This is a genomic window from Altibacter sp., from assembly GCF_019913785.1.
Taxonomy (GTDB): Bacteria; Bacteroidota; Bacteroidia; order Flavobacteriales; family Flavobacteriaceae; genus Altibacter.
The window spans coordinates 34253-48864 of the sequence record NZ_JAIOHK010000012.1 but is presented as its reverse complement, the minus strand read 5'-3'; the positions used below and the strand labels follow the sequence as shown (position 1 = coordinate 48864).

The window sequence follows — 14612 nt, the reverse complement described above, 5'->3', positions numbered from 1 at the left end:
CCCCCTACAGACCCCCCACCTGAATTGCCACTCGATAATGGCATTTTGCTTTTATTGGCAGTCGGTTTGGTGTATGGTTGTTATATGGCAAACAAGAAATTTCAAGCTAATCGTAAGAACGCATAAGCTTTTTCAAGTATTTTCCTATCACATCAAATTCTAAGTTAACAACACTTCCCACATCTAAGGAATTAAAATTAGTGTGTTCGTACGTAAAGGGAATTATGGCCACAGAAAAACTGGTCTCACCCGAATTAACCACCGTTAGGCTCACACCATTTATAGTAATAGAGCCCTTTTCAATAGTAATATTTCCTTGAGAAGCATCGTATTCAAAAGTAATATACCAGCTACCATCAACCTTTTCTATGTTTTTACAAACGGCAGTTTGGTCCACATGCCCTTGCACCAAGTGCCCATCTAGTCGATCTCCTAACTTCATCGCGCGTTCCAAATTGACAATACTGCCAATTTGAAGCGCACTGAGATTTGTTTTCTCAAGTGTTTCTTTAATGGCGGTGACCGTATATACGTCTTTTTTGATATCCACGACCGTAAGACATACGCCGTCATGAGCAACACTCTGATCAATTTTTAATTCTGAAGTAAAGGGGCTTAAAACATCAATATGAAGATTTTCACCCTCTCGAACAAGGGAGCTAATTTCGCCAATTGCTTCAATAATTCCTGTAAACATTAGTTCATTTAGTTACATTTGTAGCACAAAAGTAACAATAAAATAGAGGGGTATCGCAAGAATGAACAAGCAAGATAAGATAGTCGTTGGAATTTCTATTGGAGATTTGAATGGGATAGGAAGTGAAGTGGTTTTGAAAACCTTTGAAGATGTACGAATGCTGGAATTTTGCACTCCGGTATTATTTGCTTCGGTAAAGACCATGTCGTTTTTAAAAAAGGCCTATGAACTTGATATCAGTTTTCACGGGATTGACCAACTGCAGGATGTTCTTCCGAAGAAAATAAATGTCCTAAATGTCTGGAAGGAGCCGGTAGATATTCACTTTGGAACGGAAGATAAAACAATAGGGGCCTATGCTATCAAATCTTTAAAAGCAGCGGTTACTGCGTTAAAGGAGAATATGATTGACGTGTTGGTAACGGCGCCAATCAATAAAGCCAATGTTCAATCGGATACTTTTAATTTCCCCGGACATACGGATTTTTTAGCCAGTGAACTAGAAGGCGAGAGCCTAATGCTAATGATCTCCGAAAATCTTCGGGTGGGCCTACTTACCGATCATGTTGCCGTCAAAGACGTTGCCAAAACAATAACGAGAGAGCTCATAGAAAAAAAGATCAATACGATTCATCGCACCTTAGTGCAAGACTTTGGGATAGAACGTCCAAAGATCGCTGTGTTGGGAATAAATCCGCATCTTGGCGACAATGGGGTTATAGGAGATGAAGACGACACTGTTTTAATCCCTACCTTGGAAAATTTACGAAATAACGGTAAGGTTGTTTACGGGCCCTACGCTGCAGATAGTTTTTTTGGTTCGGGGAATTACAAAAATTTTGACGCGGTGATTGCCTCATACCACGACCAGGGACTCATTCCGTTTAAGACGTTGGCGTTTGGCTCAGGCGTCAACTATACAGCGGGTCTTGACAAGATTAGAACCTCACCAGACCACGGCACAGCCTATGACGTAGCAGGAAAGAATTTGGCCAAACCGGATTCATTTAAAGAGGCCGTGTTTAGTGCGATTCAGATATATAAAACGCGAAATGAATTTGAGGAATATTCAAAAAATCCACTTCAAACGAACAGAAGAAAAAGCTATTCAAAAAAGAAAGAATAATATGATTTGCTATTAAAATAATTTTTTATCTTTGCACCCGCCTTATTCCGAAGGTGAATGCGTAAAATTGGTGTGATAATGAAGGAACTGAAAGAATTTACTATCCCATTTGTGGGATTGAAATTAGGAGAGCATCAGTTTGATTTTAAAATCGGAAAATCGTTCTTTGAGCATTTTGAGTATGACGAATTTAATGATGTTGACATTAAACTCGGCGTATTGCTGAATAAAAAAACAACACTGCTGGAGATTACATTGTCATTTAACGGAATTGTAAATGTCCAATGCGATATAACCAACGAACCCTACGATCAAAGTCTCTCCGGAGACTATCACTTTGTGGTGAAGTTTGGCAACGAATTTAACGATGAGAATGAGGACTTGTTAATACTTCCTCACGGAAGTTACGAAGTGAATATTGAGCAATATGTATATGAATCGATTGTGCTGGCAATGCCATCCAGAAGAATTCATCCCGGGGTGACAGACGGAACATTACAAAGCGACATACTTGCAAAACTTGAAGAATTGAGCCCCAAGGCTATTGAAATTGAGAATACACCAGAAGACGGTGATGAAACAGACCCAAGATGGGACTCATTAAAAAAACTATTAACGGATAAATAATACAGAGTAATGGCACATCCTAAGAGAAAAATCTCGAAAACCAGAAGAGATAAAAGAAGAACACATTACAAAGCCACGGCGCCACAAATAGCAACAGATCCAACAACTGGAGAAGCGCATTTGTACCACAGAGCACATTGGCATGAAGGTAAATTGTACTATCGTGGCCAAGTAGTTATTGATGCTACTGAAGAGGTAGAAGCATAATTATCTATTTTTTAAATACTATAAGACTCTCACATTGTTGTGAGAGTTTTTTTGTTAATTAGAGCCAAAATCCCAAAAACAAGCTAATTTTGGTCTACTTTTGATTAAATTTTAGTAATTTTCACTCTTTTTCAAAGGATTTTGAGCATTTAGCGAATCTAATTCAACTATATGAGTACAATCACAGCAGCAATTACAGCTGTAGGGGGCTATGTACCGGACTACGTTCTCACCAATAAGATTTTGGAGACTATGGTGGACACGAATGACGAGTGGATAACTACGCGTACTGGAATAAAGGAACGGCGAATTTTAAAAGACAAAGACAAGGGCACGTCATATCTGGCGATTCAAGCAGCGAAAGACCTTCTTAAAAAAAGTAATACAGACCCAAAGGATATCGATATGGTAATTATGGCAACCGCCACGCCCGATATGCCTGTTGCGGTAACTGGCGTTTACGTAGCCACCCAGATAGGTGCCGTAAACGCTTTTTCATATGATCTAGTTGCCGCCTGTTCCAGTTTTCTTTTCGGAATGTCAACGGCCGCAAAATATATAGAATCGGGAAGATATAAGAAAGTACTTCTTATAGGTGCCGATAAAATGTCGTCGATTATTGACTATGAAGATAGAGCAACCTGCATTATCTTTGGAGATGGTGGCGGGGCAGTGCTTTTTGAGCCAAACACGGAAGGCCTTGGTGTAAAGGACGAAATTCTACGAACGGATGGTGCGGGTAGACCGCACCTTAAGATAGACGCGGGAGGCTCTATACTACCTGCTTCCGCCGAAACTGTGGCTAACAAGCAGCACTATGTATTTCAGGATGGAAAAACCGTTTTTAAATTTGCTGTCTCCAATATGGCCGACGTAAGCGAAAAGATTATGGTTCGCAATGGCCTTTCGGGAGAAGATGTGCAATGGTTAGTGCCACATCAAGCCAACAAACGAATTATTGATGCAACCGCAAACCGAATGAAGCTTCCAGAAGAGAAAGTGATGATAAACATTCATAAATATGGAAACACCACCTCTGCAACGCTACCGCTTTGCCTTCGAGATTATGAAAAACAATTAAAAAAAGGCGACAACCTTGTCTTTGCCTCCTTTGGAGGCGGATTTACATGGGGAGCGGTATATGTTAAATGGGCCTATAATTCTTAAATAACGAACAAAATCAAATCAAAACACTGATATTATGGATTTAAAAGATATTCAGAACCTAATAAAATTTGTAGCGAAATCGGGCGCCAGCGAAGTTAAATTGGAAACCGAGGATGTAAAGATTACAATAAGAACCGGCGGAGACAGTAAAGGTGAAACTACCTATATTCAGCAAATTCCGTCTATGCCAACGCAGCAGGCGCAGCCAGTTGCACAGGCATCAGCCACTGCTCCAGCTTCGCAGGAAGCTGCGCCAGTAGCAGCTGCCGCAGATGCAAAATATATCACTATTAAATCTCCAATCATAGGCACGTTTTATAGAAAACCGGCACCCGACAAACCCATGTTTGTAGAGGTTGGAAGCCAAATCAATACGGGAGACGTGCTTTGCGTGATTGAAGCGATGAAATTGTTTAATGAGATAGAAAGTGAAGTTTCCGGTAAAATAGTAAAGATACTTGTCGACGATGCTTCTCCTGTAGAATTTGATCAACCTTTGTTTTTGGTAGATCCATCATAACAATTTAAAATTCCAATCCACGAATTCCAAAACTCAATTATTGGAATTTGGCGCTTGGGAATTGAATTTTTAAAAAGAAGCTATGTTTAAAAAAATATTAATAGCCAATAGGGGAGAGATTGCACTTCGTATTATTCGTACGTGTAAGGAAATGGGGATAAAAACCGTTGCGGTATATTCAACGGCCGATGCAGAGAGTTTGCACGTTCGTTTTGCCGATGAAGCCGTTTGTATTGGGCCTCCACCAAGTAGTGAGAGTTACCTCAAGATTTCGAATATAATTGCAGCTGCCGAAATTACCAACGCAGATGCCATTCATCCCGGATATGGATTTTTAGCTGAAAATGCCAAATTTTCAAAGATCTGTGAAGAACATAATATTAAGTTTATTGGCGCCTCCCCCGAAATGATTGAAAAAATGGGCGACAAGGCCACTGCCAAATCGACTATGATCGAGGCAGGTGTTCCTTGTGTTCCCGGAAGTGAAGGGGTTATACCCGATTTCGAAACCTGTAAAAAAGTAGCAAAAGAAACCGGATATCCGGTTATGCTGAAAGCAAGTGCCGGAGGTGGTGGAAAAGGGATGAGAGCGGTTTGGAAAGAAGAAAACCTTCAGGCTGCATGGGAATCGGCGCGACAAGAAAGTAAAGCTGCCTTTGGGAATGATGATATGTATATGGAAAAACTCATTGAAGAGCCGAGGCATATCGAAATCCAAATAGTTGGAGACAGTACCGGTAAGGCATGTCATTTAAGTGAGCGAGATTGTTCTATCCAACGTCGTCATCAAAAATTGACCGAAGAAACTCCGAGTCCGTTTATGACCAAAAAGCTTCGAAACGACATGGGGATGGCGGCAGTTAAGGCTGCAGAATATATTAAATACGAAGGGGCCGGTACGGTAGAGTTCCTGGTGGATAAACACCGAAACTTTTTCTTTATGGAAATGAATACCCGTATTCAGGTGGAACACCCTATTACCGAACAGGTTATCGATTTTGACCTAATTCGCGAACAAATCTTGGTAGCGGCCGGCGTTCCCATTTCAGGAAAACACTATACACCCAACTTGCATTCAATAGAATGTCGTATCAATGCCGAAGATCCCTACAACGACTTTAGACCCTGTCCGGGAAAAATCACCGTTTTACATGCGCCGGGAGGACACGGAGTTCGACTAGATACGCATGTGTATGCAGGTTATGTCATTCCGCCATACTACGATTCCATGATCGCAAAGCTCATTACTACGGCTCAAACACGGGACGAAGCCATTAACAAGATGAAGCGAGCCTTGGACGAATTTGTTATTGAAGGAGTGAAGACCACCATTCCTTTCCATCGCCAATTGATGGATCATCCGGACTATGTAGCCGGTAATTACACCACCGCATTTATGAATACATTTAAAATGCAAGAACCCGAAGACGAATAGTCGTTCGGAAACAGACTTAGAGCACCTAATTTCTAAAAGCAAATCGCTTAGAAGTTCGGTGCTTTTTTGTGACTTTTACCAAACACCTGACAATGAATTTCTCCCATTGGGAAGACGACACTTGGGTACAGCATACTGATTCTACCGTTCTTGGGAAGTAGTATTGTAGGGTTGAATTGTGTGATATCACTTCGGAAAAAATATCTATGAGGGAAAATTGTGAAATTTGCCAAAAAACAACGTATTTCAGCCAAAATCTACAAATCTTGCTTTAAAAACGACCAAAATCATTTCAGTTTTAGTCATTTTGAAAGGTATTTAGATAGAGACAGCAGGTGGAATGCGCTGGCACAAAAAGCTTCAAAAGAGGGGATTTTACACTAAATAATGCAGAAATTGGGTCGATTCCATCAGAAAATGAGCAAATTTCGCCAAAAATGAACAATTTTGTGCAATTTTCAGTAAAAAGGACCATATCGTACAAACTGCTTTGTAAAACAATTTTAAAATTGAAGATTTTATGCCAACACGAATACAAAATCTTGTAACCAAGCTGACAGTTAGAATTAGACATGCGATGGAAGGTGACATGGGTGTAGGCTTTCAAAAGAAGCCTATTGTCAAACAAGTGAAGCCAAATACACACTGTGGGTTGCGTTTGGGAGGTATACGGCCGATTAAGGGTAGTGCCGTTGAACAAGAATTAGCTAAATTAGCAGTAGGATGAAACGGGTATTTCGCTTTTTGTTTAAATTTATCCTGTGGTTTATAGGGCTGAGTGTGCTTTGGGTGCTTCTTTATAAGTTTGTCCCGGTCGCATATACACCATTGATGGCGATTCGTTATTTTAATGCAGATGACAAATATGAAGAGCAACACGATTGGACTCCTATTGAAAATATTTCAGCCAACTTACAACTTGCCGTTATCTGCGCGGAAGACCAAAATTTCTTAAATCATAGTGGTTTTGATAGAAAAGCCATCGAAAAGGCCTATGAAAATAATAAAAAAGGCAAAAGAATAAAGGGAGCGAGTACTATTTCTCAACAAACAGCAAAGAATGTATTTTTATGGCCTGAACGAAGTTGGTTTCGGAAAGGGATGGAAGTTTGGTTTACATTTCTGATAGAAACCTTGTGGAGCAAAGAACGTATTTTAGAAGTATATCTCAACAGCATCGAAATGGGGAACGGGGTATATGGCGCTGAAGCTGCGTCAAATTATTGGTTCCACAAGTCCGCCAAAAACCTAAGCCGAGAGCAGGCAGCCGCGATTGCCGCGATATTGCCCAATCCGCGAAAATATAAAGCACAGCCACGGTCAAATTATATTGAGGGGCGAAAGAATTGGATTTCGAGACAAATGTCGAATTATGGACCTTTTACATTAGAAAAGAAGAAAGAATGATCGTTAAAGAACTAAAAGCAGCCTTATTGGAGCAATGCTCCCTGGTTGTGACAAAGCGATTTCAGAAAATAAAGCAAACTATTTCCGATATCGAAGAATCCTTACTCGAAGAAACGAGTAGTAGTGCCGGAGATAAACACGAAACGGGACGAGCCATGTTGCAAATTGATCGCGAAAACGCAGGAAAACAATTGCAAGAGGTAGAAAATATTCAATCTATTTTAAAGAGAATAGATGTTAGTACCTCATCGGATTACGCCCGTTTAGGAAGCTTGGTCTATACCAATAGAGGCGCTTACTTTATTGGAATTTCTGTTGGACAAGTTACCATCGGAAAAACAAACTATATCTGTGTTGCTTTGCAGTCGCCCATTGGCAGTCAATTATCCGGAAAGAAAAAGGGGGACTCCTTTTCTTTCAACAATATTGAATACGTAATTACGCAAGTAGCTTAATGGATCATCAATATGGCGTAGCAATCTCTACTCACTCCTATTTGACCACCTAGCGTAGTACTATTGCATGAATATTCAAAGTTATAAACCCCATATGGAAGGTCATGAATAGTCACCGAATTGGCTTGATCACATCCAACTTCCCCTGTATTTACAGCGCTTCCAGACAATTGCGCATTGGCAACTACGCCACCACTTGAATCAAAAATATTGATATAGATAACACTACAAGGAAAAACCTCTTCAATATAGAATACAAGATCTCCTAAATCTTCGGCGGGCTCATCATCGCCACCGTCATTACTTTTACTACATGCAAGCACAACTAGAGCTAGGACGAGAAACGAAAGAATCTTTTTTAAATACATAGGATTATAATTTTTGAGTTTCTCAAATATATTTAGACCTATGCCAAGGATGTCTTATATAATGCGGTTCGTTCATTTATTGGACGAAGTTTGGAAAAATCAAGAGGAAAATGTGTTTTTGTCCTTCACTGTTATGGCGGAACCTTCTGCGAGTAAAATCGAAATCGGTTTTTCACGATTCAAGAACTCAAAATCCAAACCGTAATTCGCCTGAAAATCTATATGTGAAGAGTACTCTATTACTTCGTGCTGTAACCACCTTGGGTGCGTTACCTCATACTCGTTCGTTTTCTTTTCTGAAACTTTTGCGTAGCCCCAGTAATGTTCGGTAATGAATTCGGCCTCACTTCCTTCTTCAATAACAGAAGGTTGTTTATTGGCGATTACCTTTATGAATTGCCACCCTCCCGATAGCCGCCATTGGTATTCCACCGAAATGAATGACGAATCCCCACTCCAAAGGTGTTTCATAGGAAGGGTTTGGTAGTTTTCTTTATAAACAGTGTTTGCTACAAATGTAATGGCCGGCTTCGGTACTATTTCCTTTATAAAAACAACACCGCGTCTCCATTGGCCATCGATTTTCCGACGTACATAGAATCGAAGATTTACTTCTTCAAAGGTGGTATGGTATGGAATTCTAATGCCTAAGAGTCGCGTATTCACGAATAGAAAACCTACCACACTAACATAGCACTTGCCATTCCATAGATCCAATTCGGTTCCAAAAGGGAGGTATTTCTCCAATACAGAAGGCGGCATTTCGTAATTTACGAGGATAAGGTTTTTCCATTCGGCAGTTAAGAAAGGCATAAAGGTCAGATTTTTGGCAAATAATCATTTGGTATGGGCCTGTCAGGGGCCTCTTGCATCCAGTAAATGTTAACAATCCACCATCGCTCCCCATCGTTGAGCAGTTGTATGCTGTTAATACCTCTCATAAAAGGTACCGTTTCTGTTTGAGAATGAAAAGATTGGTAGGTGCTGAATACGTGTGTTATATTACCAAATGTCTGTGTTACACGGTGAATTTCGGTTTCAAAAAAGCCGTTTTCGATCAACCAACTATCGGCAGTCTTAATATATTCATCGGGCGACATATATCGCGCAACAAAAGCACCTTCTTTGTTCTTTACTGTGGGGATCAACTTGGCCTCAGCGGTAAACAAATAGCGGAAGAGCTCCCAGTTTCGGGCTTCGCCTTTTTCTCCCGAAATGACCCCATACAATGTTTCGATGGTACCATCAAGTGTTTTCACCTTGTCGAGATATGTTGCTGAAGCATCTTGAGCAGTAGCTGTAATTCCGCCTGTTAATATGATGAGTAAAATGATTTTTTTCATTTTCGCTGTAGTTGAATTACCGTTCCTCGCTTTATGACTTCTGAATGAGTAAAAAACACGTTTTTGCCCTTCCAATGACCTAAAATCAGGTAAAAACCACCTTTAAAGTACGATTTTTTGACCGAAACCTGAAGATTTGTCTTCTTTTTTGTGACTTCCAATTGGTGCGGAAAAAGAATGCATTCTTCAGAAGTATTCGTTGTGCTGAAAAGGCTTAGAGGAAGCAGGTTCATTTCTCCAAAAAAACTGGCCTGATATTCGGTGGAAACATTTTTATAGACATCTTCAGGTTTTCCCGATGTTTCTATCGTTCCATTTTTCAGCATAATAATTTCATCGGCATAGGACAACGCTTCATCACTGTCGTGTGTAGCCGTAATACAGGTGATGTTGTTCTCTTTCAGATATTCATACAAATTCCGCTTTAATTTATTTTTTCTGAAACTATCTATATGGCTAAACGGTTCATCAAGCAACAGCAATTCGGGTTCGTTTGCCAAGGCTTTCGCCAGAGCCACTCGCTGCTTTTGACCACCACTGAGGTGTTTTACCATGGTTTCTGAAGCATCCTCCAAATCAACTACCTTTAACAGTTCGGCCACGCGAACCGCATCGGCCTTACTGTCTTGACGCGAAAGATAGGTTGCAATGTTTTCCGAAACACTTATAAAAGGCATCACATTGAATTCCTGGGCGACCAATTTTATAAAAGGCTCACCCGGAATAAGCGTATGTGTTGGTCCCATGAGTTGCTTTTTATTCCAGTGGATTGTCCCGTGTTCTAAGTGAAGCAGCCCATAGATAAGATGCAGTAGTGTAGACTTACCACAACCGCTCTCCCCTAAAAGCACCAAATGATCTCCTTGTTGCAGTGTGAATGAGATATTTTGTAGAATTTCTCTCTCGGAATAGGCAAAGGATTCGATTGATATGTTTAGCATACAAAATGTGCTATTCCTTTGTCACAGATTCGATACTTTCCGGAAGTTCCCGATAGCCCATATTGTACAAGGTAAACCCGAAAATATCGGCGTACTGTTCGATAGTCTTACTAACCGGAGTACCAGCGCCATGACCGGCATCGGTCTCAATTCGGATCAACACCGGATTGTCACCAGCCTGTTTTGCCTGCAGTTCGGCGGCATATTTAAAACTATGTGCAGGAACAACACGGTCATCATGATCTCCCGTAGTCACTAAGGTTGCCGGATAGGCCACCCCTTGCTTTACATTGTGAACCGGAGAATAACCTTTTAAATAATCGAACATTTCTTTGGAGTCCTCAGCAGTGCCATAGTCATAGGCCCAACCGGCTCCGGCGGTAAAAGTGTGGTAGCGCAACATATCCATAACGCCTACGGCTGGAAGTGCCACTTTCATAAGATTGGGACGCTGTGTCATAGTCGCCCCCACCAACAAACCTCCGTTGGATCCTCCACGAATGGCCAAATAATCACTAGAGGTATACTTATTATCGATAAGGTATTCGGCTGCAGCAATAAAATCGTCAAATACATTTTGTTTCTGCATTTGGGTACCCGCCTTATGCCATTCTTTGCCATACTCACCACCACCTCGTAAGTTGGGGACCGCATAGATCCCTCCTTGTTCCATCCAAACAGCATTGGTAATACTAAAACTAGGTGTTAAGCTAATGTTGAAGCCTCCATAACCGTATAAAATAGTTGGGTTTTTACCGTTGAGTTTGATGCCTTTTTTATGGGTAATGATCATGGGGACCTTAGTTCCATCTTTTGAGGTATAAAAAACCTGCACACTTACATAATCATCCGGATTGAAATCGATCTTCGGTTTTTTATATAATTCGGAAGTACCTTCAGCAATATTATATTTATAGATACTTCCCGGAGTCACATAGTTGGTAAACGAGTAATACAATTCTTTTTCTTCTTTTTTTGCACCAAAACCTCCGGCGCTCCCAACTCCCGGAAGTTGCACCTCACGGATCATCTTTCCAGTATAATCGTATTGGAGTACGGTTGAAACCGCATCGACCATATATTCGGCAAAGAAATAACCACCACCGGTGGAGGGGCTTAATACGTGTTTTGTTTCAGGAATAAAATCCACCCAATTTTCCGGCGTAGGATTGGCGGCATCTGCCGTCACTACCTTTTTATTTGGAGCATTTAAATTGGTGCTTAAATAAAGTTTTGAACCTACATTTTCAATCACAAAGGTGTCGCTGTCTGTATGATCTAATACTGTTATGAACTGGCTATTGGGGTTTGTCAAATCTTTTATGTACAACTTGTTTCCGGAAGTTGATATTTTGGCAGAAATAACCAAATACCTATTATCTTCGGTTACATATCCATTTACATAACGGTGCTTTTCTTCTTCTGTCCCTCCAAAAACCAACTGATCGTCCTTTTGTGTAGTTCCCAGCTTATGATAGAACAACTTATGCTGGTCTGTCTTGGCCGATAATTCACTGCCTTCAGGTTTGTCGTAACTTGAATAGTAAAAGCCTTCATTGCCCTTCCAAGAGATACCACTAAATTTCACATCGACAATGGTGTCTTCCGTAACTTTTTTGGTTTCAACGTCCATGACCAATACTTTTCGCCAGTCGCTGCCACCTTCCGAAATACTATAAGCGGCAGTTTTGCCATCATCTGAAAAGCTCAATCCTCCTAGAGAAACCGTTCCGTCTTCCTTAAAGGTGTTCGGATCTAGAAACACCTGAGCGGTAGCAGGGTCTTCCGAAGTTTTATACCGGTAAATCACATATTGATTCTGAAGCCCGTTATTCTTATAAAAATAGGTATAATCTCCTTCCTTAAATGGCGCCCCCACTTTTTCATAATTCCATAAATTGGAGAGACGCTTCTTTAATGCTTCTCGAAATGGAATCTTTTCCAAGTACCCAAAACTCACTTTATTTTGGGCTTTAACCCATGCTTCGGTTTTGGCACTTCTATCGTCTTCCAACCACCGATACGGGTCTTCTACAGCTGTTCCAAAATAATTATCTACAGTTTCATCTTTGTCGGTTGGAGGATAGGTCACGGCAATCGTTTCGGTTTTTGTTTTTTGTGCCGTTGCAGAAAGGGCAAGTGCAAAAAAAACAGGTATGAGTAACTTTTTCATAGTTCGGAAATATTTATAGCGGTAAAAGTAATAAAAACTAGCCTTTCAAAGTGGTCTATCCCGCGAAGGACTTCAGAAAAGATCGCAGCTATTTTTCAATACTGAAACAGGGGCCGATACGCTTTCCAATATTTAAAAATGAGGATTGTATTTAGCACCGCAATTATTATAGCGATATACGCATCTGAAACATTTAAAAATAAATGAAATAACAATATGTTCAATGAAATTGGCACCAATACCAAAAGGGCAAACGGCACCCACTTATTTAGTAATAAAAGCAAGCCTACACCGATCTCTAAAACAGCAATCAAATAGAAGACGTAACCGGAGGTTTTTAGGGATTCGATAAAATTAGCCGCAGCTGTGGGCATTTCAAATAAATTCATAAAATCGAAAAACTTGTTTAACCCAAAGATGATAAGGGCTAGTCCGAGAAGCATACGAAGGATTTTAGTAAAATTTGAATTCATACGGATGGTATTTAGCGTTAAACAATTAAATATAAGCAAAATAAAAACACGTATTCCTGTTAAAGATTAGGTGTTTTTAAAAGTTATCAAAGTAAGGCAAACGCCTATACCATATTGTTCTCTACAAGATATTCTGCAATCTGGATGGCGTTGGTTGCAGCTCCTTTTCGCAAATTGTCACTCACAATCCACATATTTAGCGTATTGGGCTGGGTTTCATCACGTCTAATACGCCCTACAAATACGTCGTCCTTGTCGTGGGCGTACATTGGCATTGGGTAGGTATTTGTTTCGGGATTGTCCTGAACAGTTATTCCCGGGACTTCATGCAGTATTCTTCGCACCTCATTCAGTTCGAAATCAGTATGAAACTCAACATTAACCGCCTCACTATGACCTCCTGCTGTGGGAATTCGGACTGCAGTTGCCGTTACCGAAAAAGTACGGTCATCCAATATCTTTTGCGGCTCTCTTGCCAATTTCATTTCTTCCTTGGTGTAGCCATTTGCTTCAAAAACATCGCAATGGGGGAGTGCGTTTTTATGAATAGGATAGGGGTAGGCCATTTCTCCAGAAATTCCCTTTATTTCATTTTCCAGTTGTTGGACGGCCTTGCTTCCGGTTCCTGAAACCGATTGATAGGTGGAAACAACCACTCGTTTCATTTTGTATTTTTTATGAAGGGGTGCCAGTGCCATAACCATTTGAATGGTAGAACAATTGGGATTGGCAATAATCTTGTCGGTTTTGGAAAGCGCGCTGGCATTTATTTCCGGGACCACCAGTTTTTTAGTGGGATCCATACGCCAGGCGGAAGAATTATCGATAACCGTTGTGCCCACCTCTGCAAACTTAGGCGCCCACTCCAGTGAAATATCACCTCCTGCCGAAAAGATAGCAATATCCGGTTTTGCAGCAACAGCATCCGACATGCTTATTATTTTATAGGCCTTACCCTTAAAGGAAACTTCGCTTCCAACCGATTTTTCCGAAGCTACCGCTATCAATTCAGTAATAGGGAAGTTTCGCTCTTCCAGTAATTTAATCATGACAGTGCCAACCATTCCGGTAGCACCAACCACCGCTACTCTCATACAAGTTTTATTTAGACCTCAAAAGTAAGTGTTCGAATGTAAATTTTTCCAAATAAAAACAAAAAAATACCCTTCTAAGCAGACTACTTAGAAGGGTTTGGTTAAGAATATATAGTGCAGCGGTATCGCTACGTTTCGGTTACTTCTTTCTTAGTTCGTCACGAATTTCGGCAAGTAGATCTTCCGCAGTTGGACCAGCAGGAGCTGCAGGAGCCTCTTCTTTCGGCTTTTTCGTCTTGTTATATGCTTTAACAATCATAAACAATACAAAACCAACAATAATCAAATTAATTAGGGCATTTACCCATTTCCCCCACATAATGGCATTTTCGGGAGTAGCAACGGTGCCATCAGCGGCGACAACAGCCTCTGCAAGCACTATTTTTAGTTCTGAAAAATCAACACCTCCAGTAAAATGACCCACTATGGGCATCATGATATCGGTTACAAATCCGTTTACGGCCAGACCAACAGCGCCGGCCAATAGTACCGCAACTGCTAAATCAATAACATTGCCGGTCATAATGAAATTCTTGAATTCTTTTAACATTTTTTTGATGGGTTTTAAGAGTTAATAGC

18 protein-coding genes are annotated in these 14612 nt (G+C 40.6%); 9 read left to right on the top strand and 9 right to left on the bottom strand.

Going from position 1 to position 14612, the window contains the following annotated elements:
* Window positions 1-106 precede the first annotated feature (106 nt).
* Window positions 107-697: a riboflavin synthase gene (locus K8F54_RS02100; RefSeq protein WP_290786378.1), complete on the bottom strand. Its 591-nt coding sequence runs from the start codon at window positions 695-697 to the stop codon at window positions 107-109.
* Between the two features lie 61 nt (window positions 698-758).
* On the opposite strand from K8F54_RS02100, the gene pdxA reads away from it, so the two are divergent.
* From pdxA to K8F54_RS02055, 9 genes are all read left to right on the top strand, one after another.
* Complete coding sequence (pdxA, locus tag K8F54_RS02095; RefSeq protein WP_290786376.1) at window positions 759-1823, top strand: 4-hydroxythreonine-4-phosphate dehydrogenase PdxA; 1065 nt, start codon at window positions 759-761, stop codon at window positions 1821-1823.
* 78 nt (window positions 1824-1901) lie between these two features.
* Complete coding sequence (locus K8F54_RS02090) at window positions 1902-2450, top strand: DUF177 domain-containing protein (RefSeq protein ID WP_290786374.1); 549 nt, start codon at window positions 1902-1904, stop codon at window positions 2448-2450.
* A gap of 9 nt (window positions 2451-2459) precedes the next feature.
* Window positions 2460-2657: a 50S ribosomal protein L32 gene (rpmF, locus tag K8F54_RS02085; protein WP_084677470.1), complete on the top strand. Its 198-nt coding sequence runs from the start codon at window positions 2460-2462 to the stop codon at window positions 2655-2657.
* A 171-nt stretch (window positions 2658-2828) separates the two neighbouring features.
* A complete protein-coding gene (locus K8F54_RS02080) occupies window positions 2829-3824 on the top strand; it encodes a beta-ketoacyl-ACP synthase III (RefSeq protein WP_290786370.1) in 996 nt (331 codons plus the stop codon).
* A gap of 34 nt (window positions 3825-3858) precedes the next feature.
* Window positions 3859-4344, top strand: coding sequence for an acetyl-CoA carboxylase biotin carboxyl carrier protein (accB, locus tag K8F54_RS02075; protein WP_290786367.1), 486 nt, complete (start codon window positions 3859-3861; stop codon window positions 4342-4344).
* Between the two features lie 82 nt (window positions 4345-4426).
* Window positions 4427-5779: an acetyl-CoA carboxylase biotin carboxylase subunit gene (gene accC, locus K8F54_RS02070; protein WP_290786365.1), complete on the top strand. Its 1353-nt coding sequence runs from the start codon at window positions 4427-4429 to the stop codon at window positions 5777-5779.
* 520 nt (window positions 5780-6299) lie between these two features.
* Entirely contained in the window at window positions 6300-6506 is a 207-nt protein-coding gene (locus K8F54_RS02065; protein ID WP_290786362.1) for a hypothetical protein, read from the top strand.
* Window positions 6503-7186, top strand: a complete 684-nt coding sequence (gene mtgA / locus K8F54_RS02060) for a monofunctional biosynthetic peptidoglycan transglycosylase (RefSeq protein ID WP_290786359.1) — start codon at window positions 6503-6505, stop codon at window positions 7184-7186. Before K8F54_RS02065 ends, mtgA begins: the two co-directional genes overlap by 4 nt.
* Complete coding sequence (locus tag K8F54_RS02055) at window positions 7183-7641, top strand: 3-oxoacyl-ACP synthase (protein ID WP_290786356.1); 459 nt, start codon at window positions 7183-7185, stop codon at window positions 7639-7641. The genes mtgA and K8F54_RS02055 overlap by 4 nt, the downstream gene beginning before the upstream one ends.
* Here K8F54_RS02055 and K8F54_RS02050 read toward each other — a convergent pair.
* The 8 genes from K8F54_RS02050 to mscL form a co-directional block, all read right to left on the bottom strand.
* Window positions 7638-8009 (bottom strand): hypothetical protein, encoded by a 372-nt coding sequence (locus tag K8F54_RS02050; RefSeq protein WP_290786353.1) that lies wholly within the window; start codon window positions 8007-8009, stop codon window positions 7638-7640. The genes K8F54_RS02055 and K8F54_RS02050 overlap by 4 nt on opposite strands.
* A 99-nt stretch (window positions 8010-8108) precedes the next feature.
* Entirely contained in the window at window positions 8109-8822 is a 714-nt protein-coding gene (locus K8F54_RS02045; RefSeq protein WP_290786350.1) for a DUF2071 domain-containing protein, read from the bottom strand.
* A 5-nt stretch (window positions 8823-8827) separates the two neighbouring features.
* On the bottom strand, window positions 8828-9352 hold the full coding sequence (locus K8F54_RS02040) for a hypothetical protein (RefSeq protein WP_290786348.1): 525 nt from the start codon (window positions 9350-9352) through the stop codon (window positions 8828-8830).
* Entirely contained in the window at window positions 9349-10293 is a 945-nt protein-coding gene (locus tag K8F54_RS02035; protein WP_290786345.1) for an ABC transporter ATP-binding protein, read from the bottom strand. The genes K8F54_RS02040 and K8F54_RS02035 overlap by 4 nt, the downstream gene beginning before the upstream one ends.
* A gap of 10 nt (window positions 10294-10303) precedes the next feature.
* Complete coding sequence (locus K8F54_RS02030) at window positions 10304-12466, bottom strand: prolyl oligopeptidase family serine peptidase (protein ID WP_290786342.1); 2163 nt, start codon at window positions 12464-12466, stop codon at window positions 10304-10306.
* A 95-nt stretch (window positions 12467-12561) separates the two neighbouring features.
* Complete coding sequence (locus K8F54_RS02025) at window positions 12562-12939, bottom strand: DoxX family membrane protein (RefSeq protein WP_290786340.1); 378 nt, start codon at window positions 12937-12939, stop codon at window positions 12562-12564.
* A 104-nt stretch (window positions 12940-13043) separates the two neighbouring features.
* Entirely contained in the window at window positions 13044-14033 is a 990-nt protein-coding gene (locus K8F54_RS02020) for an aspartate-semialdehyde dehydrogenase (protein WP_290786337.1), read from the bottom strand.
* Window positions 14034-14172: 139 nt separating this feature from the next.
* Complete coding sequence (gene mscL, locus K8F54_RS02015) at window positions 14173-14583, bottom strand: large conductance mechanosensitive channel protein MscL (RefSeq protein ID WP_290786334.1); 411 nt, start codon at window positions 14581-14583, stop codon at window positions 14173-14175.
* Window positions 14584-14612 lie beyond the last annotated feature (29 nt).

What these genes read in the sequence shown, in the direction of transcription:
- K8F54_RS02100 (WP_290786378.1), bottom strand. Translation starts at nt 697, where the DNA reads ATGTTTACAGGAATTATTGAAGCAATTGGCGAAATTAGCTCCCTTGTT.
- pdxA (WP_290786376.1), top strand. Translation starts at nt 759, where the DNA reads ATGAACAAGCAAGATAAGATAGTCGTTGGAATTTCTATTGGAGATTTG.
- K8F54_RS02090 (WP_290786374.1), top strand. Translation starts at nt 1,902, where the DNA reads ATGAAGGAACTGAAAGAATTTACTATCCCATTTGTGGGATTGAAATTA.
- rpmF (WP_084677470.1), top strand. Translation starts at nt 2,460, where the DNA reads ATGGCACATCCTAAGAGAAAAATCTCGAAAACCAGAAGAGATAAAAGA.
- K8F54_RS02080 (WP_290786370.1), top strand. Translation starts at nt 2,829, where the DNA reads ATGAGTACAATCACAGCAGCAATTACAGCTGTAGGGGGCTATGTACCG.
- accB (WP_290786367.1), top strand. Translation starts at nt 3,859, where the DNA reads ATGGATTTAAAAGATATTCAGAACCTAATAAAATTTGTAGCGAAATCG.
- accC (WP_290786365.1), top strand. Translation starts at nt 4,427, where the DNA reads ATGTTTAAAAAAATATTAATAGCCAATAGGGGAGAGATTGCACTTCGT.
- K8F54_RS02065 (WP_290786362.1), top strand. Translation starts at nt 6,300, where the DNA reads ATGCCAACACGAATACAAAATCTTGTAACCAAGCTGACAGTTAGAATT.
- mtgA (WP_290786359.1), top strand. Translation starts at nt 6,503, where the DNA reads ATGAAACGGGTATTTCGCTTTTTGTTTAAATTTATCCTGTGGTTTATA.
- K8F54_RS02055 (WP_290786356.1), top strand. Translation starts at nt 7,183, where the DNA reads ATGATCGTTAAAGAACTAAAAGCAGCCTTATTGGAGCAATGCTCCCTG.
- K8F54_RS02050 (WP_290786353.1), bottom strand. Translation starts at nt 8,009, where the DNA reads ATGTATTTAAAAAAGATTCTTTCGTTTCTCGTCCTAGCTCTAGTTGTG.
- K8F54_RS02045 (WP_290786350.1), bottom strand. Translation starts at nt 8,822, where the DNA reads ATGCCTTTCTTAACTGCCGAATGGAAAAACCTTATCCTCGTAAATTAC.
- K8F54_RS02040 (WP_290786348.1), bottom strand. Translation starts at nt 9,352, where the DNA reads ATGAAAAAAATCATTTTACTCATCATATTAACAGGCGGAATTACAGCT.
- K8F54_RS02035 (WP_290786345.1), bottom strand. Translation starts at nt 10,293, where the DNA reads ATGCTAAACATATCAATCGAATCCTTTGCCTATTCCGAGAGAGAAATT.
- K8F54_RS02030 (WP_290786342.1), bottom strand. Translation starts at nt 12,466, where the DNA reads ATGAAAAAGTTACTCATACCTGTTTTTTTTGCACTTGCCCTTTCTGCA.
- K8F54_RS02025 (WP_290786340.1), bottom strand. Translation starts at nt 12,939, where the DNA reads ATGAATTCAAATTTTACTAAAATCCTTCGTATGCTTCTCGGACTAGCC.
- K8F54_RS02020 (WP_290786337.1), bottom strand. Translation starts at nt 14,033, where the DNA reads ATGAGAGTAGCGGTGGTTGGTGCTACCGGAATGGTTGGCACTGTCATG.
- mscL (WP_290786334.1), bottom strand. Translation starts at nt 14,583, where the DNA reads ATGTTAAAAGAATTCAAGAATTTCATTATGACCGGCAATGTTATTGAT.